This is a genomic window from Staphylococcus casei, assembly GCF_030294405.1.
Classification (GTDB): Bacteria; Bacillota; Bacilli; order Staphylococcales; family Staphylococcaceae; genus Staphylococcus; species Staphylococcus succinus.
In genome coordinates this window covers 2,734,575-2,757,502 of sequence record NZ_CP125718.1, presented here as the reverse complement: position 1 = coordinate 2,757,502, position 22,928 = coordinate 2,734,575, and the positions used below count along the sequence as shown (strand labels likewise).

Sequence of the window (22,928 nt, the reverse complement as noted above, 5' to 3'; positions counted from 1 at the left end):
AGGGAGCTAAGAGCTCCCTCATAATATTTATAAAAATTTTATTTAAGGGGGAAAATTGTGGAAAAGGTAATAGAATCATTAATCCAAAAAATTAATAAAATACATGATGAATATGATAAAGCTTTTATTAGCATAGGTAATGCTAATATTAAGGCTTATGTGAAATTGATTAAAAATACTAATAATATGAAATTTCAGCTAATAAAACAAGTTAATAACTTTAAAAAGAAAACCGGCTCATTTCCTAAATGGATAAAAGTTGATATTGTGACACATGAAGAAACAGTTGCTTTTAATGATGTTGAAAGATTATTAATTAATACGAGACGTAATTATATTGATTTTGGTTTAGTATTAGATAATCAATGGCAAATTACATTTTTACCAGACGAAATAAATGCTAATGCATTTGTACGGCCTTCAAAGCAACATAAAAATTTAAAGGAAATTGCAGAAAATAATATTACCTATTATTTAAAAAAATACAAACGATTAAACATGAATTTTAAAGTAGATGGATATAGAAATACCGATGTGACCATTTTTAAAACTAAGGGATATTTTATAGAAGGTAAAGAAATTATAGATTTATATGAACAAGGCTACATGAAAGGTGTTCGCCAGCTTCATGATCTAACTTCAGAAATAGATAGATTAATAGAGACAAGTACAAAATTTTTACAGAATGAAATACAACCTAATGGTAAATATATTTATGGATATTTCCCACATTTTGATAGAAAAATTAATTACTATAATATTTTGAGACATTCATCTTCTACATATGCATTAATAGAAGGCTTAGAATATTTAAATAAAGATATTAGTATAATTAAAAAAGCTTTAAATTATATTATCGAAAACTATTATTATGAAAAATATGATGAAGCATATATATATGATGATACAAAAGCAATAAATGAAATAAAGTTAGGACAGAATGCTTCGTTTATTTTTGCGGTATGTGAATATTTAAAAGTAAATCCCAGTGACAAGCAATATTTAAAATATGCCCAAAAGGTTGCTAAAGGTATTTTATCGATGATAAACATGAACAATATGGAAACAATTCATGTTTTAAATTATCCAGATTTATCAATTAAAGAGCAATTTAGAATTGTCTATTATGATGGAGAGGCTGCGTTAGCCTTATTAAGGTTATATCAAATAGATAAAAATATAAACTGGTTGAATACAGTAGAACTTTTATTCGAACGATTTATCAGTGAAAATTATTGGAAGTATCATGACCATTGGTTAGCTTATTGTTGTAATGAACTAGTTAAAATTAATCCTAAAGAAAGGTACTTTAAATTTGGTATGCAAAATGCAGCTGGTTATTTAGATTATATATATCAAAGAGAAACGACTTTCCCTACATTTTTGGAAATGTTAATGGCAACATATCATCTAGTAAAATCTGCGAAGACTCATGGATTTGAAAAGTTAGTAAAAGAAACGATAGATGAGGAAAAATTGGTGGAAACTATTCATAAAAGAGCTGATTATCAGAGAGTAGGATATTTTTATCCTGAAATTGCCATGTATTTTAAAAATCCACAACGTATATTAGGAAGTTTCTTTATTAAACATCACGGCTATCGTGTGAGAATTGACGATATAGAACATTACTTATCTGGCTATGTCCAATATCAAAAAGTATTCAAATAGGTTGATAACAACTATTTAAATTATAGATTAGAGTGTAATTAGTTATATGAATAATCTTATGAAAGAAATTAATCCCATTAATAAAACAAGACATAAAAAGATAGCACGAGGTTTGTTTATGTTAGACTCCTTAGAATTATTTTTTTTATTTTCATCTTGCTCATTTTTTAATAGTTCTTCTTCAATTTGTTTGTTAATTTCGTCTAGATTTTTTGGGTTCACAATAAGTCCTCCTTATTTAATTAAATTATAAAATAATAAATAGTGTGATACAAATATTATACAAAGAGGTGGTTAGTGGTGTATACAGTTAAAGATCTTGCTGATATTTTAAATCAAAAGATAGTTAATTCAAATAATAGTGAAAAAATAATAATAAATGATTTTGAATATATAGCAAGATACATAACAGGAAAAAATGTGGCCTTTATTAGCATCAGTAAACGAACTTGGAAGAAATGGTTAGGAAAAGAAGTGAAAATTGCAGAAGGTAATCAACAAATTGAAAATATGACGAGATTGCCTGGCTTAGTAATCACAGATGAATTTATATCAAATTTGGATCGCTCAATTCCACAAATAGTGGTTGAAGATGCTATTGAAGCAATGCAGACAATGGGGGAGTACTTTAGAACAAACTTTAATAATCCAGTTATTGGGATAACTGGATCTATGGGTAAAAGTTCTACTAGAATGATGATTGGAGAAGCATTAAAGAATCATAATATATTACAAAATAGAGGTAATGCTAATACACGTGTGCCACTTTTGCTCAATTTGTGTAAATTAATTAAAAAACCTGATTTTGCTATTTTTGAGATATCTATTAACGCATTAAATAATAGAGGAAATTTATCTTTAATAGTTAAACCTAATATCACTGTTATAACAGGTATTGGAGAAGCACATTTATCAACTATTAAAGGAACCCCAGAAATTGCTAGATTTAAATCTAGAATATTTGTAGGGCAAAGTGAAAAAGATATAGCAATTATTAATGAAGATACAAAACATGTAGATATTTTAAAAGACAGAGCTAGCCAATATTTAAATGACATAATAACTTATAGTAGATACCATCACAATGTGAGTATCAAAGAAAATAAAGGCTTTACTACAATTGATATAAATGACAATAAAAAACATATTCGATGTACTATTAATACAATAAGTGAGGGAATGGTCTCAAATGTGTTAGCGACTATAAAAGTGTTAAAAGTACTTAAAGTTGTAAATATAGAAGCGTGTGTTAGTAACCTTTCTGAGTTTAAACCATTTAAAAAGGTTTTAGAAATTAAAAAAATTAATACACCATTATTAAATACAACATTATTGGATGATACACATAATGCTTCGTTACCTGCAATGGTTAATGCTATTGAAGCATTTAACAAACAGTCTAGGTTTTATACAGGCAATAAGATAATAGTATTGGGAAAAATAAGTGACTTAGGTGAAGCGTCTGAAAAATTACATTTACAATTAGTCAATAAATTAGAACAGTCTAATGCTGATTATATTTTATGTATTGATAAGGAAGTGAGAAAAGTAGTAAATAGAGTGAAAAATAAAAGAATTACTTGGTATAATGATGCAGAACAGTTACTTATTGACTTACAACTTCTAGTTAATGAAGATGGCTTAACGCTTCTAAAATCATCTGTTACAGGAACAGAACTTCCTAAAATAGCTACGCGGTTATTTAATAATTTAAAAATTTCTCTTAATCAAAATTTGGATTATCATTATTATAATCAGTTTCCATTCAATCAAGCCTATAAGTATATTAATAAAAACAGCCAAGTCAAGTATAGTAAAAATCTGAATAAATCCTCATCTATAGAAGGATTGAGTCCATTGATTTACTATATTTATAGTCAACAAAAGACTATCTTGCTAAATAAAGTAGCATTGAAAAAGTGGCCTACTAATGATAGGACATATTTTGAAGGTAGAGTATTTAAATATAATGAATTGGTTGAATCTATGTTAAAAAACCCCCATCCAAGTTTGATTTATCAATTAGCAGATGTGTTATTTAAAAATGAAAATGATCGCCGTAAACATATTGAAACATTTATTAAACAACATGATTTAACACCATCATCGTCAGTTAACGTTACAGGAAGATATAGAGGAAAAGAACGCCAATCATTTACTATTGATGATTTAGAAAAAGTGTATAAAGTTTATAGTAATGAATTATTTAAAAATACAAAATATATTGTTTTTGGTGATAAGTATGTACATGGAATGATAAAAGATGATAAAAATGGGGTGCTTATTTTTTCTATGTATGATTCTTTAGAAGCACTAATAGCTCAAATACAATAAGAACAATAGAGCTATACTTATAAAAATATCGTAATTAAGATGGAATTTGAGTTTGAATGTATTTAAAAATACTTCTAAGTATTGATCATTGTAATGCTTACATTGTCAATGAACCTTTTCCCTTAAATTGGACAAAAAGAATTAATATCTTCATCATTATATAAATTTATAGATATGAGATATATTTTGTTGAATACATACATTTTAGCAATAAAGCACTAAAAAATACGAGTGTTTACTTCTCGCTATACGGATAAACGCTCATCAACATTCACTAATACTGTTGGCATTTTAAACTTAAAACTCCCCTCAACGGGAAAGGTGGATAGTAATGAATTTTTAAATTAGAGGATTCACACCGACATGTCACTTTTATATTAAAACTATGAACGCATTTTAAAAGTAAACGTCATAAAATGTTTGAAGATTATTTTCTAGGAAATATGAGTGGTAATAAGTTTATGGAAAATATAAAAAGGGTGTGAACGGATGGCTACTGTAATTTTTCTTATTGCTATAATCATAGTGTTATTAGTATATATTTTAGTTAAACATCAATATACTAAAGATTTTAAAGTTCAACAAAGTAAACGTAAAAGAGAACAAAGAGTTAAAAATTTTGTCTATAATGCTTTTGATATTGATAAGATTGAAGCAATACATTACAAAAAATCGTTTATTGAATTAATATACAAACAAAAAACACTTACTGTTGAAAAAGAGCGTATTATTTTTGTGGATTATGAGTATCAAGAAAAAATAGAGTCTAAATATGAAATGTCATCAGATATTGATAGAAGTGAATTATTTGATTTGATTATTGAAAATACTTATTTCTATATCACTGAAAATCATTATTTCACTTTATTAATTAATTCTAAAAAGAGAGAGAAACTTTGAATTAACAAGAGGGGGAGTTGCTTTGAAACCAGTTATAAAAGCATATGTAAATGTTGATGAATTAGAAGTAGACATTAAAACGTTAAAGGATCAAGGGGTAAATGTCCAAAATATATATGTGCTGCTAAAAAATTCAGAGTATATTAGTAACATCATTAATAACACGCATATTACAAGTATTAGTTATTATCCAATTGATAGTAATGACACATTTGAGAATAAGAGCCAACACATAAAAGAGAACTTAAAAACATTAGATTTTTCTGAAAGTGAGATTGATTCATATAAAGAAAGTGTATTTGATAATAAAATTTTTTTAATTGTTAAGGATTTTAGAATCAAAGGCGTTTTATAAAGGTGAAAATATGGGAAATTTGGATTATTTCAAAACGTATGACCCGTTGTCTCTAAAACTCAAAGTAGATTAGTATATCAATTTAATGATTTTGCATTTCCGCTCACTAGGATTTTATAATGTACTTAACAAAGTTACTAAGCATAATAAACTAAGAAGCTGAGACGTGAATCTCATTCTCAAAATAAAGGACTAATCCGTATGAAAATGGATTAGTTCTTTTTATATTTAAAACCTAACGCCTTCATAAACTAAAAAATTAAAATCTCCCAATTATAAATAATGCAATTTTCTTAGTTAAAGCTTCTTTCTCCATCGTGCTATGACTATTAACTAATTGTAATGCACCTTCATGAACCATTTGTGCAAAAATAGGAACAAATATTTCTTGTTCATTATCTGCATAAATGTCTTTCAAGCTTTTTGCTAAAACAATGTTCAATTCGGATAATATTTTTTCTCTCATTTGAGGTAATGCTAATCCAGCATAGCTACTTCGGCATTCAATATTAGGTTCTTGATAAAAATCATGAACTGCTAAAATGAGTTGGCTTATATTTTTTTGATTAAAAATCATAGTGTCTGGAATATAGTTCTCAATAGACGCTGTAGCAAAATCTTCCATAATGTAGTCTATTAAATCATATTTATCTTCAAAGTGCGCATAAAACGTAGCTCTGTTCACTTGAGCGCCTTTTGTGATATCCGCTATTGTTATTTTCTCAAAATCTTTTTTATTAACCAAACTAAAAAAGGCATTAATTAATGATTGTTTCGTATGTGTCATTCTCAAATTTTTTACTTTTTCTGCCATTTCATTACCCCTTAACAATTTAAAGTGCTTGTTGTTATAGCAACATTTAAGCGTGGTTTGTTGATTGTTATATTATTTTACTAGCTGTATATTTTAATTAAAGCAACACATTGTTGTTTTAATATATCATAGGTGAGGAGCTCCTTAAAATGAAAACAATTGTTATTGTAGGCGCAGGTACAGGATTAGGACTATCTCTTGCTAAGAAATTTGGTGCTGAAGGATTTAGAGTAGCAGCCATTTCTCGAAATGCTGAAAAATTAAAGGTTATTCAAGAAAACTTAAGCAATTTAAGCATTGAGGCGAAGATTTTTACAGCAGATATTACAGATTTAGAATCATTAAAAAAATCTATTCAAGCAATTAAAGTTGAATTTGGAGCGATTGATGTCATAGAATTTAGTCCTTACGCAAAAGAAGATAAATTTACAAATGTATTAGAAACTACCCAACAGAGTGTATCAGAAATGTTAAAAACTTATTTATTCCCATCAATTCAATTAGTTAACGAGGTTTTACCAGAGATGATAAATAAAGGAAGTGGATCACTCTTATTTACGACAGGCGTATCTACAATATTCCCTTTACCTTTTGCTGGAAATGCTGGCATTATAGGAGCTGGATTACGTAATTATGCTGAAAATCTCTACAATGAAATGGAAGAAAAAGGTATATTTATCAGACACCTTTCAATAGGAACAGAGATAAAATCTGGCACAATGGGAGATCCAGATTCTATTGCAGAGGCGTGGTATAATTTATACAAAGAAAAAGGAAAGTTTGAAGAAACATTTCCACAAGGTCTTAAACCATCTGATGTTTCCTAATTAGTATAATGCACTGAAATGACAAAGTATGATAAGTATATCAATTGAGTGATTTTATAATATATGTAACGAAAATAAGTATTCACTTATTACTCCAAACCCCGCACTACTATGAGTAGTGCGGGGTTTGGTGTTGTTGTGATTTAATGGCATATATTATTTATTGCGTTTATTTAGCCAATGCGTAAATAAGCACAATAACACAACCACTGATGACTGTAGGTGAGATGTGGACAAGGATTGATAGCATGAATAGCATATTTCTCCTATGACAATTAATACCTAAGAGATGGTAACGGCACTATTTTACACCTGTAAATACATAAGTATATTCACTTCAGGTCGTTATCGATTATGTTACGGTCTAACAAAACGAACTATCACATAATTAAAAAAGATACTTACAGTATCTTACAACAAGTATCTCCGTTTAAAACCAACTTTTTTTGTTGCTCATTAATTTTACAATAGTTCCATATGCGATGCTTTTCAGCAATAAGAATATTTGCATCCACTAATTTTTTAAACGATAAGAAAGTTTAGATTGTTTAAATGTTAACAATTCCTCTAAATCACATACACATAAAGACTTTGAATTACTTTGACGTATTGAATGCAAAATTTTAAGTTTAATTTTATAAGTAAGTGCATTAAATATCTGTTCATAAACATCTAATCATTCGTCCTTAGTTATATTTAGGATTGGATTTAATAACTTCCATTAAATAATCACCTAAAATACCTCTATTTTTAGTTTTTTGTATTGCTTCGTTAAAATGAGTGTTTATTATTTCACTATATATGTCAGTCTCTTCTTTTAAACTACTTATTTTTCATATATAATATAGATTATTTCAATTTTGCAAGATACTAATTTATATCATTTAGAGAGTGCCCTAATCAATAGAAAAGAACATAATGTAATATTATTTTAACATAAAAATTATTAATCAAATATCGTTTTTAAAAACAAATTATCTAGTAGAAAATAATAAATATTATGGTATACTACCATATATTGCATTATTTTATTTATGTTTTATTATTCCTAGCACTGCTTACTTATATAGATAGGAATATTGAAATTATTGGGAAGGATGAAAATGGGAATGGAAAGAAAGCTTCTAAGTATTATTGTTCCAGTGTTTAATGTACAAGGATACTTACATGATTGTATAGACTCACTGTTAGAACAAAATCTTGATAAGAGTCTCTATGAAATTATATTAATTAATGATGGTTCTATTGATTTATCGGGAAATATACTCAATAGATATAGTGAAATGTATGAAAACATAAAAGTTTATCATTACGAAAATTCTGGATTAGGGGCCACGCGTAATAAAGGTATTAATTTAGCTCAAAGTAAATATATTGCCTTCCTCGATAGTGATGATTTCGTACCTAAAAAGGCATATGAGTCATTATTAGAATCTGCTCTATATAATGACGCAGACATAGTTACTAGTCCTGTAGAGAGATTTGAAAACAATAAATATTCACGATCAGGTTTGCATAAAAAAGTAGACTTCAACTCAAAAGTGGGAACAACTTTAAAAGATACGCCTAGTTTACTTTACGATACAACAAGTACAAATAAAATTTATAATTTAGACTTTTTAAAATCCAATAATTTATTTTTCCCAGAGGGCATTGTTTATGAGGATATTTATTTTACAATGAGTGCTTTTTCAAAAGCTAAAAAAGTTAACGTAATAGAAACAATTACTTATATTTGGAGAATTAGAAATGGTGAAACTATTTCAATTAGTCAAGATCGATTCAATATTCAAAGTTATAAAGATCGTATTAATACATGCTTAAATACATTGAATTTTTTAAGGGAAAATTCGGATAGCATAGTATCTAAAGAGTTTGAAAAAAGAATCTTAGTATTTGATTTGCCATTGTTTTCCCCAGAATATAAAAATACAAATGAAGTATATACAAAAGAGTTTATTAAATTAACAAATGAAGCTCTCAAAAGTCTTGATAATAATTTAATTAAAAATTGTGACTATAGAAAGCAAGCCATCTATGAAGCCATAAAAAGAAACGATATCAATTTAACACTAAACTATAGTCAAGATCATGTACGCTCAATGACTTTAAAAGAAGATAATGGATTAAAACCAAAAGACAATTATCTTCCTGATGATTATATAAAAAGAATAGATTTTAATCATAGTGAAATATTAAAAACAAAGGTGAATTACATATCTTCAAATGAAAAAGAGTTATGTATAACCACTAACATTGAATCTAACTTATTGGAACAAATAAATTCAAAACACATTCATGCTTTTGTTTCTAATAATATTAATGAAATAGAAATTCCAATTAATCACGTTCAGTTGAGCACTTATGAACTGATTGTTGATTTGAAAAAACTAGCACCTTTCAATTATGGTGGTCTGAATAAGATAAAATTAAAATACGAATATGATAATATTCACTATGAAAAAATATTGAGTGAACCCGGAAATAAAAATGCGGTAATTAACAAAAAAATACAAAATTTTAATTATAGAATAAATTATTCATTCGGCTGGGAATTATTTATTGAAAAACAAAATATAGAAAATATTTTCAAAGATTTGTTTATCGAAAATGATAGTTTAATTATAGATACATTAAAAATAGATGAAGACTCTATTTTTAAATTAAAAAACTATCGCGAACAAACTATTACAGGTTATGTTGAAAATCAACGAATTGTTTTTGATTTAACTAATATATCTAACCACGATAGATTATTTGAATTAATTGTAATAAAGAACGGCTTAACTACATACAATTATAAGTTCAAGAAAATACCAAAATATTTTAGTTTTGTTAAAGCAGATAATCTATATGAGTATGTGTTACGTGCATACAGTAACCACTCTGTATCAATTAATAAAAAAGGTATTCATTCTAAAATAAAATCAATAACGCATAAAGATGATAAATTATTCATCGAATATACTTCCCCTTATGAAACAAATAACGAAAGTATTATATCAAATCTAATAGTAAAATCTACCAATGGAAAAGTGCTAAAACAATTTCCTAGCACAAAAGTTAATAATAATTTATTCAAAGTTGAAATAGATTTAGAGACTAATGATATTAACTACTTTCTAACTTACGGTACTTATATATTTTCAGTAGACTATTATTCAGATAATAAATTATTACCCGAATCATTATTACGTAACGAAAATAAAAATGTTGAATTTCCTTTTGAATTTAATCACCTAAATAGAAAATATGAGTTTTCATCACATAACGGACATTTAATATACTTAAAGAAAAGCCAAATATTTAGTCAATTTGAAGATACTAAAAAGAAACGTGATAATATTTATAAGTATTTATATCCTTTATTTAGGCTACTCCCTAAAAATAAAAATAAAATATCATACTACTCTTATTGGGGCGATCAATATAGTTGCAGTCCAAGAGCGATATACAAACAACTAATTCAAAAGAATACAAAATTTAAAAATGTTTGGATATTTAACGATGTTAATATGCCAGTTGAAGGTAATCCGATTAAAGTGAAAAAAAATTCGTTAAAATATTGGTATCACTTAGCTACTTCTAAATACTTTGTTCAAAATACGAATATGCCTTTAGATTATAAAAAACGTAAAGGGCAAATTGAATTACAAACTTTTCATGGAACTTTTATGAAAACAATGGGATTCGATACACCCGAATTTAAATTTGAAACACGTCAATATAAAATAGATGATTTTCAAAGCAAAGTAGATAAGTGGAACTATGTATCTATACCTTCTAACTATATGTTAGAAAAAGCACAAAGTGCTTTCAATACAAAGGTTAAACCTATAAAGTCAGGCTTTCCTAGAAATGATTTAATCTTTGAATCTTTAAATCGTAAAGAAGAAATAAAAAATAATCTTGGCATCCCTGATAATAAAAAGGTGATACTATACGCACCTACATGGAGAGAAGGAAAATCAGCAAATATACCTTTAGATATTGACCTAATGCAAAAATCATTGACAGATGAATATATTTTGTTAGTGAGAGCGCATTACATGGTGAGTAACAATATGGATATACGAAAAAATTATCCTTTTGCTATAAATGTATCGAGTTATCCAAATGTTGAAGAGTTATATGCTATAACTGATATTCTCATAACCGACTATAGTTCTGTTATGTTTGATTATGCTTATCTTAAAAGGCCTATCCTCTTCTATTCTTATGATTTAGAAAAATACTTATATGGTGAAAGAGGAGTATATCTTAATTATGAGAATGATGTTCCAGGACCTGTGGTTAGAACCACAAAAGAAATTATTGAAAATATAGATGATATTAAAAACATTGAAACAAAATATAGTAATTCTTATGAGGCATTTTACAACAAATTCTGTCAATACGGCAGAAAAGGTGATAGTGCTAATCAAGTAATTAGCCAATTTATTAAAAATTAAGGAGAATTTATTTTGAAAATATTAATAACGGGTGGCGCAGGATTTATAGGATCACATTTAACAGAGTACTTTAATGAGCAAAATTATGAAGTTTTTGTTTTAGATAATTTAAAAACTGGTTATCGATCTAATGTATCGTTTATAGATGACTCTCATTTTATTAATAATGACGTTACTAATACTCAATTTATTACAGAACTAATAAAAAAAGAGCAATTTGATTATGTCATACATTTAGCTGCGGTAGTGAGTGTTGTAGAAACAATTAAAGACCCTATACTATCTCAATCAGTTAATATTGAATCTACATTGAATATTCTTGAGTCAAATAGACAGTATAATAAAAATTTGAAAAAATTTATATTTGCCTCTTCAGCTGCCGTGTATGGCAATACAGAAGATTTACCTAAAAAAGTAGCTACGTTTATAGATCCAGAATCTCCATATGCTATAGAAAAATATGCTGCTGAACAATATACTAAGCTATATAATAAATTGTTTAATATGCCTACCACTTCTTTGAGGTTTTTCAATATATACGGCCCAAGACAAGACCCTAGTTCACCATATTCAGGTGTATTATCAATTATGAATGAAAAGTTCCAAAATGATGATACTTTTACCTTTTTCGGGGATGGCGAACAAACTAGAGATTTTGTTTATATAAAAGATTTAGTACAAGCAGTTACTATAGTACTTAATAATGAAAGTTCTAATGGAAGAATTTATAATTTGGGGAATGGTAATCAAATATCTTTATTACAAATCTTCAATACTTTTAAAAAGTTATATAATAAAACAATTAATCACAATTTTTCTGATACAAGAAGTGGAGATATCAAGCATTCTTATGCTCAAATTGAAGAATTAACTTCATTAGGATACAAACCCAAGTATGATGTTGAAGATGGTTTGAAAGCTTATGTAAATTATACTAACCATTCATAAAAAATATAAAAAAGGGGATGGTCAAAATGAAAAATAAATTAAAAAAATTTATTTTAAACCAAGCTAATAGGAAATTTAAATTTCTTATCGCGCCATTAAAACTTAAGTTAAGAAGTAAATATACTCGCAATATTATGCATTATGCTGATTTATATAAAAAAGTAAATATTGAGGGAAATTATATATTATATCAAGTAAGGGATGGTCAAAGTATGACAGATAGTCCTTATGCTATTTTTAAATATTTACTTAATGATAAATCTTATAAAAATTTCCAACATATATGGGTAGTATCTAACACTTCAAAACAAAAATCATATTCTAAAATATATAATCGATCTAAAAATGTTAAGTTCGTTGTAAAAGAAAGTAAGGATTATCTTTTTTACTTAGCTAAATGTAAATATTTAATTAATAATGCTACATTTCCAAACTATTTTACAAAAAAACCAAACCAAACTTATATAAATACATGGCATGGCACACCACTTAAATTTATGGGCTTAGATATAAAAAATAATTTAGTAGAATCTCAAAATACGATTAGAAATTTTCTGAGTTCGGACTTTATTATTACACCCAATAAACATACTAGTGAAGTATTTAAAAATGCATTTAAATTGGGAGGCTTAATAGATAACGCAATTCTTGAGATAGGTTATCCTAGAATTGATGCAACACTTAATTCTAATAAAGATGATGTAATAAAAAATATTAATAAACAAGGGATTAAAACAGATGATTCTCCTATATTATTATTTTCTCCAACATGGCGTGGCCAATTTGTCAGTAAACCCGAAGATAACATTGAAGATATGATTGAAATAGTAGAACGATTAAATGAAGAAACAAAATATCAAATTATTTTGAAAGTACATCCTTTTATTTATGATAAGGTAAAGCATAATAAAAAACTAAAACCTTATTTAATTGCTGATGATTTTGACACTAATGAATTATTAAGTGCTATAGACATGCTTGTGACTGATTATTCAAGTATATTTTTTGACTATCTAGTAACTGATAAACCTATTATCTTTTATACACCTGATTTTGAAACGTATAAACAAGATAGAGGATTATATTTATCAGTAAATTCATTACCTGGCCCTTCCGTGCATACAGTAAAAGAACTACTTCATACTATAATAAACGAAGATAATATTTTATCTGAATATCGAGATAACTATAAAAATTATAAAGACAAATACACTAGTTTAAATATAGGAAATGTCACTGGAAAATTAATTGATTATATATTTGAGAAAAGTTCTTCATCTATTTCAAAAGAACAAAAAGAAAAAAAGAACATTTTAATTTATCCTGGTGGTATGAAACCCAATGGAATTACTACATCGTTAATGAATCTTTTAGAAAGTATTGATTATAATACATATGATGTAACTCTTTTCTTAGGAAAAACTAAAAATAAAGACACATTAGATAATTTATATTCTGTTAATAGTAACGTTAGGGTTATATTAAGAAACGGGCCATTACTATCAACTACTATAGAATATTATCGAAATATTTTAGTTAGAAATAGAGGAATCAATACTAAAATAGAAAAACTTATTTATCCAGACGAATTATATGAACGAGAATTTAGAAAGATATTTGGCAACGCCAATTTTGACTATGCAATTGACTTTAGTGGCTATGCTATGTTTTGGTCATCGTTAGTATTAGCAAGTCATGCTAAAAGAAAATTAATATACTTGCACAGTGATATGAAGATGGATATGGAACGAACTGTGAACGGCATAAGACCCCACTATACAAATGTAAAAGGTACTATTTCAATGTATCCATATTTTGATAAATTAGTTAACGTATCCGAAGTAACTAAACAAGAAAACATTAATAAACTTAGTAAAAAATCAACTAGAAGAAAATTCCAATCTTCCAATAATACAATTAACTTACCTAAAATACGCAAGCTAATGAAGAATGATAATGACATATTTGTTAAAAATGACAAACGTGTCTTAGTACGTCAATTAGATAAACAAATCTCAAGTATACCTTTTTCTAAAGAAGATTATAAAGTTATGACTATGGGACGTTTATCTCCAGAAAAAGGGTTTGATAATTTAATAAAATCTTTTGAAATAGTAGTTAAAAAGCATCCTTCAGCTAAATTATATATATTAGGCGATGGACCACTCATGAATCAATTAAATAACCTTATAATTACATTAAAATTAGAAAATAATGTATTTTTAGTGGGCCAAAAGAAAAATCCATTTTTCATTATGAAAGAATGTAACTTATTTGTTTTACCTTCATACTACGAAGGTCAATCTATGGTTTTATTAGAAGCATTAACTATTGGTATAAATGTATTAGCTTCTAACATAGTAGCGAATAAATATGTATTAGATTATGGTAAATATGGTATGCTCTGTGATAATGATTATGCCTCATTAGCTAGTAGTATAATAAAATTCATTAATGGTGAAACTAAAGAATACGACAAATTTGATGCTGAAAGATATAATGAGGCAGCTATTAATCAATTTTATGATATATTACTCAATTAGTAGAAATGACAGATGTTTTTAGCATCTGTCATTTCTTATATAAATTAATGGAAGGGCGTTATTGAATGAAAATATCAAGTGACTCACAGAAATTTATAATTGAAAATCTACATAAAAATAAATTGTTAATTTATTCAGAAAATGGTGCTTTATCTTTTGAAAAGGAACTTGGAATATTTAATATTCCTTTAGAAAAATTACTGAATTTTTATCAAATTGAAAATGCTCCATTACATATTTTAGGTGAAGATGGTAACCCGATTGATACAAGTAAAATTGATGGGGAAATTGATTTTAGTAATGACACCTATTTAAGTATTGATGAAAAAAATTATTATATTTATATTGATAAAAACAATTTGCTGACGCTAGTTTTTAATAAAAAGCCTTCTCTCTTTAATTTTTATAATAAAGATTGCGAAATTACTAATATTAGTAAAGAAAAAAAAGCATTCACAATCAACTTCACTTGCAAATATTTTAAGCCTACATCTGTAAATGTGCTTATTAAAGATAGAAATCATACTTTTGAGATTCTTTTAACGGCAAGTTCATTCAAAGTAATTGTATTAAAAAGAAATACTTTCCACATACAAGCTCATTTTGTAATCGATAAAAACGCTATACGCTATATAATTAATAACGATAAAAATATTATTAATTATAATGTGGAAGCATATGACATTCACTTTAATTACAATATAAAGGAAATGCCTTTGTCTGAATATCCTCCCCGGATAAAAGCACCTGAAGCAAATATTTTTAAAGAGAATGATGAAGTTTGGGGCGAGTTTAAAAATAAAATGTGTTTATTTAAAATGTATGCTACTCAACATGGAAATTTATCAACTAGAATATTCATAGTTCCAAAGTTAACTTATCTTTACTATTTGAAAATGACAAAAAATAACTTAGAAACTAAGTCTAACAAGCCGATAGTAATTATAGTTGAATATCCAGAAAAGGCTCAAGATAATGGGTTAATCTTTTTTCAATATCTTATCAACAATTATAGTGATAGATTCTCTGTATATTATTTACTATCGGACTATAGTTCAGACATTACGAATCTTAAAGGATATGAAGATAACATTATCCAGTATCAGTCTTTGGAGCATATTAAACTATTTGAGCGTTCTACAGTTATAGTGCATACGCATACTCCAAATTATGTATTACCTTTCTTCACTAATTTTTTAGAAGAGAAAGTTAAATCTAAAAACAAACTATTTTTACAACATGGTATCATAGCTTCTAAAGACGTTAGTAATATATATGAACGCACACCAAATAATGAATTCACAAATTTATTTGTAGTATCTTCAGAAAGAGAAAAAAATGAAGTTATTAATAATTATAATTATCCTGAGGAGTCTGTTATCCTTTCCGGTTTACCACGATTCGATAACATCATAAGACACAGATATGCTTCACAAACTATTAAAGCTAGTATTTTGATAATGCCAACTTGGCGTAAAGAAATTGATCAATATAGTGATTCCAAATTTAAAGAAACGGACTTTTTTAAAGTTTTCAACCAATTATTAACAAATAAATCATTAATAAATTATATGTCTAATAATAAAATTACAATTAAATTTTATTTGCATCATAATTTCCAAAAATTCTCACATTTATTTGATGATACTTATGTAAATATAATTCACGAAGATGACCAAAATGTGAAAGATTTACTGTACGAGAGTAATTTGTTAATCACTGATTACTCTAGTGTTGGATTAGACTTTTCTCTTATGTATAAAAAAGTAATATATTATCGCCCTATTGAGTTAACAGATATAGAAATCACTACAGAAGATGGGAATTTTCTACCAGGAATAATTGTAAACACTGAAAGTGAATTATTAAAACAATTGCAAAATTTTGAAATAGATTATCAATACAAGAAGACTCTCAAAGATATTTATCTATATGATGATACTCTCGCTTGTCAGCGTATCGTTAATAAAATGATAGAAACATTTAATATATAATAAGAAATATTTCTATAGTCAATAATCAACGCATTCTTCGTAGAGTGTTTCATAAAATATAATGTCTTCAAAAATTTTGGTATTAAATAGTAAAGTTTGGATTATAAACATCTGTCATTAGTTATGCTAAAAGTAAGTAACTATATTAGTTAATTAGCACAATATTTAGGGTGAAATATTTTAAAGAAAATTAGTTATGACAATAGTTTATACATCAAAGGATCCCGGTTACTACTGAAAATAGTTATAGGGATAAATGTTTGTTATATTAGTAAGCTATCGTTTGAATGATTTGGTGGTTCAATTTGGGTTAAATTCATTTGAACATCACAATGCTTTAGAAGATGCTAAAGCTTGTGCAAATATTATTACCTACTTCGTTCAGAATAACGAATTAGAATCAATCGAAGTATTTTGTAAAAATCACGATTTTAAAATAGGGAAATTAAAGAAAAATGGGTTTGTGAAACGACATCGCTCAAAAGCAACTAAAATATCATTAGATTATAGTAATATTAATCCAAGAGAAGATAGTATCTTTTTTGATAAGACGATTTGTTTTACTGGGAAACTTCAAAAATATACTAGAAAAGAGGTTGCTCAAGTTGTTACAAATATCGGGGCAACTTGGGTTGATGGAGTTACGAAAGATGTAAATTACTTAGTTATAGGTAATTTAGAAAATTTAGAAAAAGCTACAGGATATAAAGAATCTAGCAAGATTAAAAGGGCAAAGGCGAATGCTAAGAAGGGATTACCTATTCAAATATTAAGTGAAGTTGAATTTTATCAAGAAATGGAAAGCGGGGAGTAAGATGAAAAAAATTATAACAAAAAAGCATGTTTTTTTAATCGATGAAAAAGAATCAATAGGTAATGATGATTGTGTTTATGGTAAAAGTTTACTGTTATCTATATATGTACATGTTAATACAAAGACCAAAGGAAAAACTGGCAGTTTCATCTATTCTGAATTTGTAGGACGTATCGTAAGACACGATGATGTAGTAGCTATAGAGGATCTAACAGATAAAGAAATAGAATTTTTTGAATATGTCAAAAAACGTAAAGAGGTACCATATTCTAAAAAAATAGTAGAAGAATATGATGTTGAAAAATACATAATATATGTTGACGTACAAGCTAAAGTTAATGAAATGAAAAACTAATAAAATTAAGCTAAAAGGTTAATTTTTATGGTAAGACTGGACGAAGTAATACAAAGAGCTCAAAAAAATGTTAATGACATATTTGAAATAAAAGGATTGTTTTCAAAACAAGAGTGAAAAAATGCAAGTAATGTTCAGTCATTAGGAAAGACTTTTTTGACGTGGTATATAATAAACAAGTCGAAGGTATTAGTTTTAAATGTAAAAAGAGTGATAATCATACAATATATAAATATAATCTAGTAAGCAAGCACTCGACCAATTAAGGTTAGGTGCTTTCTTTATAATCCATCAATAAGTTAAATCAATACAAGTATATGAAATGATCTATCACTTTATATGCCCCTTAAAATGCAAAATACAGTCACAATTAAAAAAATAAATTTACACAAAATCTAAACGCAAGCGAGACATTGTTATATTAGGTATGTAAGACAATAAATAGAGAAGGTAAAGAGCCATGAAGATGAAAAATTATGAAGATTATGTAGTCATTGAAAGAAACAGTAGTATCGTATTTGTATGTTTAACAGATAAGGGAAAGACATTTACAGTATAAGATGTTAGCAAAAATACAAAGTTATGTTCATTAAAAAATCTGTTGTTATAAGTATCGTTATTAAGACAGTATTTGATTTTTAAACGTTTAAGAGCTTGAGACATAAATATCTCATTCTCAAATTTAAAGCACGAATCTATGAGTTTATAATGGATTCGTGCTTGTCTATTTAAAATCTTCTGATTTTAAAAGATCATACTTTCCTGGGTATGGCTCGAGTCTTTAGTCTCTCACTCATAATTTCCCCTAGGCATCAACGCTTTACAAAATCTGCACAATCATGTGAATTTATAAAAGGTGTTTTTAACTTTGAAATGATAAAGATATTGAAGAGTGAATGAAAATATTTTTGTTATACTCAATATTGTATAGGTGGATAAATAATTTGCAAAGTAGGGATGTTATATGGAGTTAAGAAACCTTAGATATTTTTGGACAGTTGCAGAAGAAAATTCTATTTCTAAGGCTGCGTCAGTGCTTAATATTACCCAACCCACACTAAGTAGACAACTAAAAGATCTAGAGTTGGAGCTTGGCACTGAATTATTTCATCGAGTTAATAAAGGGATTATTTTAACAGAAGAAGGTATTTTTTTAAAAAATAGGGCTGAAGAAATTTTGTCGTTAACGAGCAAAATAGCGCAAGAATTTGAAAGTAAAAAAGAAAAAGAATTAAGTGGTCATATTACTATTGGGTGTGTAGAAGCAGATAATTCAGATACATTGTCAATGATATTAGAAGAACTCACTAATGATCATCCTTCAATTACATTCCATATTAGTAGTGGAACGAGTACAGATATTACAGAACGCGTTGATAAAGGATTAATAGACATCGCTATTTTACTTGAGCCTATTTCAATTGAAAAATATGAAAAAATTTCGTTACCAAGAACTGAGAGATGGGGCTTATTAGTTTCAAAAGATTCACCATTTGCGAATAAAGCAGATATTAAGCCTGAAAATTTAGAAGATATTAATTTACTAATGCCTAGAAGACAAGAGGTTTAAAAAATGATTGAAAATTGGGGGTCTTTTTCTGTCCATGATTTACAAATTATAGGGACTTATAACCTGATTTTTAATATATTTTCATTAGTTAAAAATAATGTGGGTTCAGCAATCGTGATTGAAGGAGCAGCTTCTAATAGAAGTATAGAAAATTTAAAATTTATACCATTAAAACCAGAAATGAAGACGAATTGTATTTTGGCATGGAAGAAAAACAGATTGTTGACGCCTATTTTAGAAGAATTTATAAGACGCTTTAAAGAAATAATTTAGTTAATTTTGAATATAAAATTTAAGAAACAAGCTATGCTTTTTGGGCATAGCTTGTTTCTTTTTAAGCATTAGACGCATGTTAAATAAAGCGTTAAGATTAACGTGTAATAAGTAACAAAATTTTGCCGGAATGAGGTGTTAAATATGGTGAAAAAACAAACAGCAGGTAGAGATAATTTAGGAACTTTTGCACCGAAGTTTGCTGAGTTAAATGATGATGTATTATTTGGAGAAGTGTGGTCAAGAGAAGACACATTATCGTCTTATAAAAGAAGTTTAATCACTATTGCTTCATTGATTACGGGTGGTAATTATGAACAATTAAATGCACATTTTAAAATAGGAAAAGCAAATGGGATTACAAAAGAAGATGTTTCTGAAATCATAACACATTTAGCATTTTATGTTGGATGGCCCAAAGCATGGTCAGCATTTAATATAGCCAAAGAAGTATATGAAGATTAAACGAGACAAAATGGAGGATTTAGGATGGCAAAAAATGAAGAAGTTAAAAAAGGTATTATATTCTCAATCGGTGAAACAAATGATACATGGGCAGAGTTTTTCACAGGTCAAAGTTATTTGAATACGCTTGTAAATGAAGATGGTGTCAATGTAGTGGTAGGAAATGTCACATTCGAACCAGAATGTCGAAACAATTGGCACATTCATACAGAAGGTTATCAAATACTACTTGTAACTGGCGGGGAAGGTTGGTATCAAGAAGAAGGAAAAGATGCACAAAAATTAGTGCCCGGTACTGTAGTTGTAACACATAAAGGTGTGAAGCATTGGCATGGTGCCACAAAAGATAGCTGGTTTGAGCATATTGCAATTACTGCAGGTGCATCAGAATTTTTAGAACCAGTTACAGATGAACATTATGAGAATATTGAAAAATAAGGAAATTAAAATATATGGCTAATAATATACAAGGCAAAGTAATTGTAATTACAGAGGCTGCAAGTGGTATTGGGGCAGCATCAGCTAGATTATTAAACAAACAAGGCGCTAAACTTGTTTTAGGTGCATGTAGAGTTGATAAATATATTATTGCAATCCATAGATGTAACGAAACCAGAAGAAGTTAATGCACTTGCAGAATTAGCATTAAAAGAATTTGGCAAAATCAATTATCAATGCCATAGATACAGAAGAAGCGACATCAATTAATGAAGTAATTGTTCGTCCTACACGTCAATGACCATAATAATACAAATAAAAGAAAGATTGGATTGAGTTATGGCTGAAAAACAGTGGAGTAAAAAACAAATAGAACAATTTAACATTGCTGATGATATGCGTATTTCACCCTTTTATAATGATGGGGAAACATTAGGGATACCAACTTGGATTTGGTCAGTTGTAACTGATGGCAATTTATATGTAAGAGCTTATAATGGTCAGAATTCAAGATGGTATTAATCTGCTAAAGTACAACAAGCAGGTCAAATTCAATTGGCAAAGCAGAAGTTTGATGTGAAATTTGAACCTATCTCTGGAAATCAAGCTCTAGATGAGCAAATTAGTGGAGCTTATAAAGAAAAATATAAAGCTAGTTTTTATCTTCCACCAATGATTGTAGAAGGACCAGTAAGTGCAACAGTTAAAATAGTGCTTAAATAATAAAATATGTGTATTTTGAAAATTCAGGGTTATCATGAACAACCTATTTTCTAAGAGAATTAAAAGAGGCTAATAACATGAATAAAAAATTAGTACTATTTATAGTATTAGGATCTTATTTTTTAATAATGATGGATACCTCGATTACTATGACAGCATTAAACGAAATTCAAGATGACTTAGAGATGAGTGAGGGTTTATTAACTTGGGTTCAAAGTGCTTATGTTTTAATTTTCGGTGGTTTACTTTTACTTGGTTCTAAAATGGGTGACATTTTAGGACTTAAAAAAATATTTTTGGTAGGTTTAAGCCTATTTCTATTATTTTCAATTGCTACGGGACTTGCAACAAATAGTTTAATGTTAATTACATCCCGTGGAGGACAGGGTATAGCAGCTGCACTTGTTTCACCTTCCATATTGGCATTTATTAATTCAATTTATGAAGATGGTCCTGAAAAAAGAAAAGCTATATCACTTTATAGCGCAATTGCAGGTATTGGCGCAAGTGGTGGATTAATAGTAGGCGGTGTGTTGACGTCATTAATTTCTTGGAGAGTTTGTTTTTTAATCAACATTCCTATATGTCTTATATTTATTACTTTGGCATTGGTACAGTTACCAAAAATGAATTCTAGTAAACAACAAGGCATTGATATATTAGGAACACTTTTATCAATTGTCTCTGTCATTTTAATTATTTTAGGTATAGAACGTATGCATACGTCAATTAGCTTAGAAAGTATATGGCTAATATTGATAGGAGTAGTTTTACTAATCTTATTTATAATAACGGAAAATAAAATACCTAATCCAATTATAAATTTAAATTTATTCAAAAACAAAGTACGTAGTTCGGGCTATCTTTTACGTTTTTTGTTTTTGAGTACAAGTTTTAGTTTTTGGTATTATATAAGTCTTTACTTTCAAAATTCATTTGGCTTAACACCATTTGCTACTGGTTTATTACTCATTATCACAACAGGTTTTAATTTTATTGTTGCTCTAAATATTCATAAATTATTAGAAAAAACAACAAACATAGCAATACTCGTACAAGGTATAGTGATTTCAATTATAGGTATGGGGTTATTGTCATTATGTCTTTATTATCAGACCAAAATACTTTTTTTCATCATTCCTTTGGTTTTGATAGGAGTAGGTCAAGGTTTTATTTTTACACCATTAACTAATTTAGGTGTTCACAAAGTATCTAACGAAAATTCTGGTATAGCTTCTGGATTAGTGAACTTGTCACATCAAATAGGATCATCCGTTGGGATAGTATTTCAACTATTGATAGCAACATTTATTATCAATTACACTAGTGTGGTAAATAACAATAATACATTCACATTTATTACTATTGTCATTGGTACTATTATCCAATTGTTTATGTTGATTTATGTCATGATAATTTTCAAAAAAAATAATTATAAATATGAAATTTAAAT

Annotated in this window: 19 protein-coding genes and 2 pseudogenes; 18 read left to right on the top strand and 3 right to left on the bottom strand. The window is 27.6% G+C overall.

Translation table 11 applies throughout. The features are described 5' to 3' along the window. Positions 1-57: 57 nt before the first annotated feature. Entirely contained in the window at positions 58-1,671 is a 1,614-nt protein-coding gene (locus QMO72_RS13270; protein WP_433963171.1) for a poly(glycerol-phosphate) alpha-glucosyltransferase, read from the top strand. 42 nt (positions 1,672-1,713) lie between these two features. Here QMO72_RS13270 and QMO72_RS13265 read toward each other — a convergent pair whose 3' ends face one another. Continuing rightward, complete coding sequence (locus QMO72_RS13265; RefSeq protein WP_103268174.1) at positions 1,714-1,893, bottom strand: hypothetical protein; 180 nt, start codon at positions 1,891-1,893, stop codon at positions 1,714-1,716. A gap of 78 nt (positions 1,894-1,971) precedes the next feature. On the opposite strand from QMO72_RS13265, the gene QMO72_RS13260 reads away from it, so the two are divergent. From QMO72_RS13260 to QMO72_RS13250, 3 genes are all read left to right on the top strand, one after another. Then, complete coding sequence (locus QMO72_RS13260) at positions 1,972-4,005, top strand: Mur ligase family protein (RefSeq protein WP_103268173.1); 2,034 nt, start codon at positions 1,972-1,974, stop codon at positions 4,003-4,005. A gap of 489 nt (positions 4,006-4,494) precedes the next feature. Then, entirely contained in the window at positions 4,495-4,905 is a 411-nt protein-coding gene (locus QMO72_RS13255) for a hypothetical protein (RefSeq protein WP_069824567.1), read from the top strand. Between the two features lie 22 nt (positions 4,906-4,927). After that, a complete protein-coding gene (locus QMO72_RS13250; protein WP_069824568.1) occupies positions 4,928-5,260 on the top strand; it encodes a general stress protein in 333 nt (110 codons plus the stop codon). 259 nt (positions 5,261-5,519) lie between these two features. Here the strand turns inward: QMO72_RS13250 and QMO72_RS13245 are convergent, their stop codons facing one another. Further along, positions 5,520-6,074, bottom strand: coding sequence for a TetR/AcrR family transcriptional regulator (locus QMO72_RS13245; RefSeq protein ID WP_103268171.1), 555 nt, complete (start codon positions 6,072-6,074; stop codon positions 5,520-5,522). A 149-nt stretch (positions 6,075-6,223) separates the two neighbouring features. Between QMO72_RS13245 and QMO72_RS13240 the strand changes: the two genes are divergently transcribed. Then, positions 6,224-6,901: an SDR family NAD(P)-dependent oxidoreductase gene (locus QMO72_RS13240; RefSeq protein ID WP_103268170.1), complete on the top strand. Its 678-nt coding sequence runs from the start codon at positions 6,224-6,226 to the stop codon at positions 6,899-6,901. A gap of 401 nt (positions 6,902-7,302) precedes the next feature. Here the strand turns inward: QMO72_RS13240 and QMO72_RS13235 are convergent. Continuing rightward, positions 7,303-7,559, bottom strand: a pseudogene (locus tag QMO72_RS13235) (ArsR family transcriptional regulator). A gap of 451 nt (positions 7,560-8,010) precedes the next feature. Here QMO72_RS13235 and QMO72_RS13230 point away from each other — a divergent pair. The 13 genes and pseudogenes from QMO72_RS13230 to QMO72_RS13170 all read left to right on the top strand — a co-directional run bounded on the left by QMO72_RS13230 (position 8,011) and on the right by QMO72_RS13170 (position 22,926). After that, positions 8,011-11,352 (top strand): CDP-glycerol glycerophosphotransferase family protein, encoded by a 3,342-nt coding sequence (locus QMO72_RS13230; RefSeq protein WP_286093202.1) that lies wholly within the window; start codon positions 8,011-8,013, stop codon positions 11,350-11,352. A 12-nt stretch (positions 11,353-11,364) separates the two neighbouring features. Further along, entirely contained in the window at positions 11,365-12,300 is a 936-nt protein-coding gene (locus QMO72_RS13225) for an NAD-dependent epimerase/dehydratase family protein (protein ID WP_103268168.1), read from the top strand. 26 nt (positions 12,301-12,326) lie between these two features. Further along, positions 12,327-14,843 (top strand): glycosyltransferase, encoded by a 2,517-nt coding sequence (locus tag QMO72_RS13220; protein ID WP_286093201.1) that lies wholly within the window; start codon positions 12,327-12,329, stop codon positions 14,841-14,843. A 65-nt stretch (positions 14,844-14,908) separates the two neighbouring features. Next, a complete protein-coding gene (locus tag QMO72_RS13215; RefSeq protein WP_286093200.1) occupies positions 14,909-16,837 on the top strand; it encodes a CDP-glycerol glycerophosphotransferase family protein in 1,929 nt (642 codons plus the stop codon). 256 nt (positions 16,838-17,093) lie between these two features. Then, complete coding sequence (locus QMO72_RS13210; protein WP_103267985.1) at positions 17,094-17,651, top strand: BRCT domain-containing protein; 558 nt, start codon at positions 17,094-17,096, stop codon at positions 17,649-17,651. Between the two features lies 1 nt (position 17,652). Next, positions 17,653-18,006 carry a hypothetical protein gene (locus QMO72_RS13205; protein WP_103267984.1) on the top strand — a complete coding sequence of 118 codons (354 nt, stop codon included), beginning with the start codon at positions 17,653-17,655 and terminating at the stop codon, positions 18,004-18,006. 964 nt (positions 18,007-18,970) lie between these two features. Then, a complete protein-coding gene (locus QMO72_RS13200; RefSeq protein ID WP_286093199.1) occupies positions 18,971-19,576 on the top strand; it encodes a LysR family transcriptional regulator in 606 nt (201 codons plus the stop codon). A 3-nt stretch (positions 19,577-19,579) separates the two neighbouring features. Continuing rightward, the gene (locus QMO72_RS13195; protein ID WP_286093198.1) at positions 19,580-19,849 is read left to right on the top strand and encodes a type 2 periplasmic-binding domain-containing protein; all 270 of its coding nucleotides are present in this window, start codon (positions 19,580-19,582) and stop codon (positions 19,847-19,849) included. A 144-nt stretch (positions 19,850-19,993) separates the two neighbouring features. Continuing rightward, on the top strand, positions 19,994-20,314 hold the full coding sequence (locus QMO72_RS13190) for a carboxymuconolactone decarboxylase family protein (RefSeq protein WP_103267983.1): 321 nt from the start codon (positions 19,994-19,996) through the stop codon (positions 20,312-20,314). 24 nt (positions 20,315-20,338) lie between these two features. After that, the gene (locus tag QMO72_RS13185; RefSeq protein ID WP_103267982.1) at positions 20,339-20,752 is read left to right on the top strand and encodes a cupin domain-containing protein; all 414 of its coding nucleotides are present in this window, start codon (positions 20,339-20,341) and stop codon (positions 20,750-20,752) included. Between the two features lie 14 nt (positions 20,753-20,766). Beyond that, entirely contained in the window at positions 20,767-20,940 is a 174-nt protein-coding gene (locus tag QMO72_RS13180; protein WP_286093197.1) for a hypothetical protein, read from the top strand. A 151-nt stretch (positions 20,941-21,091) separates the two neighbouring features. Continuing rightward, a pseudogene (locus QMO72_RS13175) lies at positions 21,092-21,475 on the top strand (DUF2255 family protein). 77 nt (positions 21,476-21,552) lie between these two features. Further along, on the top strand, positions 21,553-22,926 hold the full coding sequence (locus QMO72_RS13170; RefSeq protein ID WP_103267981.1) for an MFS transporter: 1,374 nt from the start codon (positions 21,553-21,555) through the stop codon (positions 22,924-22,926). Positions 22,927-22,928 lie beyond the last annotated feature (2 nt).

Excerpts from the sequence above, each read along its gene's own strand:
- QMO72_RS13195 (WP_286093198.1), top strand. The coding sequence starts at position 19,580 with ATGATTGAAAATTGGGGGTCTTTTTCTGTCCATGATTTACAAATTATA.
- QMO72_RS13255 (WP_069824567.1), top strand. The coding sequence starts at position 4,495 with ATGGCTACTGTAATTTTTCTTATTGCTATAATCATAGTGTTATTAGTA.
- QMO72_RS13230 (WP_286093202.1), top strand. The coding sequence starts at position 8,011 with ATGGAAAGAAAGCTTCTAAGTATTATTGTTCCAGTGTTTAATGTACAA.
- QMO72_RS13200 (WP_286093199.1), top strand. The coding sequence starts at position 18,971 with ATGGAGTTAAGAAACCTTAGATATTTTTGGACAGTTGCAGAAGAAAAT.
- QMO72_RS13245 (WP_103268171.1), bottom strand. The coding sequence starts at position 6,074 with ATGGCAGAAAAAGTAAAAAATTTGAGAATGACACATACGAAACAATCA.
- QMO72_RS13170 (WP_103267981.1), top strand. The coding sequence starts at position 21,553 with ATGAATAAAAAATTAGTACTATTTATAGTATTAGGATCTTATTTTTTA.
- QMO72_RS13240 (WP_103268170.1), top strand. The coding sequence starts at position 6,224 with ATGAAAACAATTGTTATTGTAGGCGCAGGTACAGGATTAGGACTATCT.
- QMO72_RS13185 (WP_103267982.1), top strand. The coding sequence starts at position 20,339 with ATGGCAAAAAATGAAGAAGTTAAAAAAGGTATTATATTCTCAATCGGT.
- QMO72_RS13190 (WP_103267983.1), top strand. The coding sequence starts at position 19,994 with ATGGTGAAAAAACAAACAGCAGGTAGAGATAATTTAGGAACTTTTGCA.
- QMO72_RS13180 (WP_286093197.1), top strand. The coding sequence starts at position 20,767 with ATGGCTAATAATATACAAGGCAAAGTAATTGTAATTACAGAGGCTGCA.
- QMO72_RS13220 (WP_286093201.1), top strand. The coding sequence starts at position 12,327 with ATGAAAAATAAATTAAAAAAATTTATTTTAAACCAAGCTAATAGGAAA.
- QMO72_RS13205 (WP_103267984.1), top strand. The coding sequence starts at position 17,653 with ATGAAAAAAATTATAACAAAAAAGCATGTTTTTTTAATCGATGAAAAA.
- QMO72_RS13215 (WP_286093200.1), top strand. The coding sequence starts at position 14,909 with ATGAAAATATCAAGTGACTCACAGAAATTTATAATTGAAAATCTACAT.
- QMO72_RS13210 (WP_103267985.1), top strand. The coding sequence starts at position 17,094 with ATGTTTGTTATATTAGTAAGCTATCGTTTGAATGATTTGGTGGTTCAA.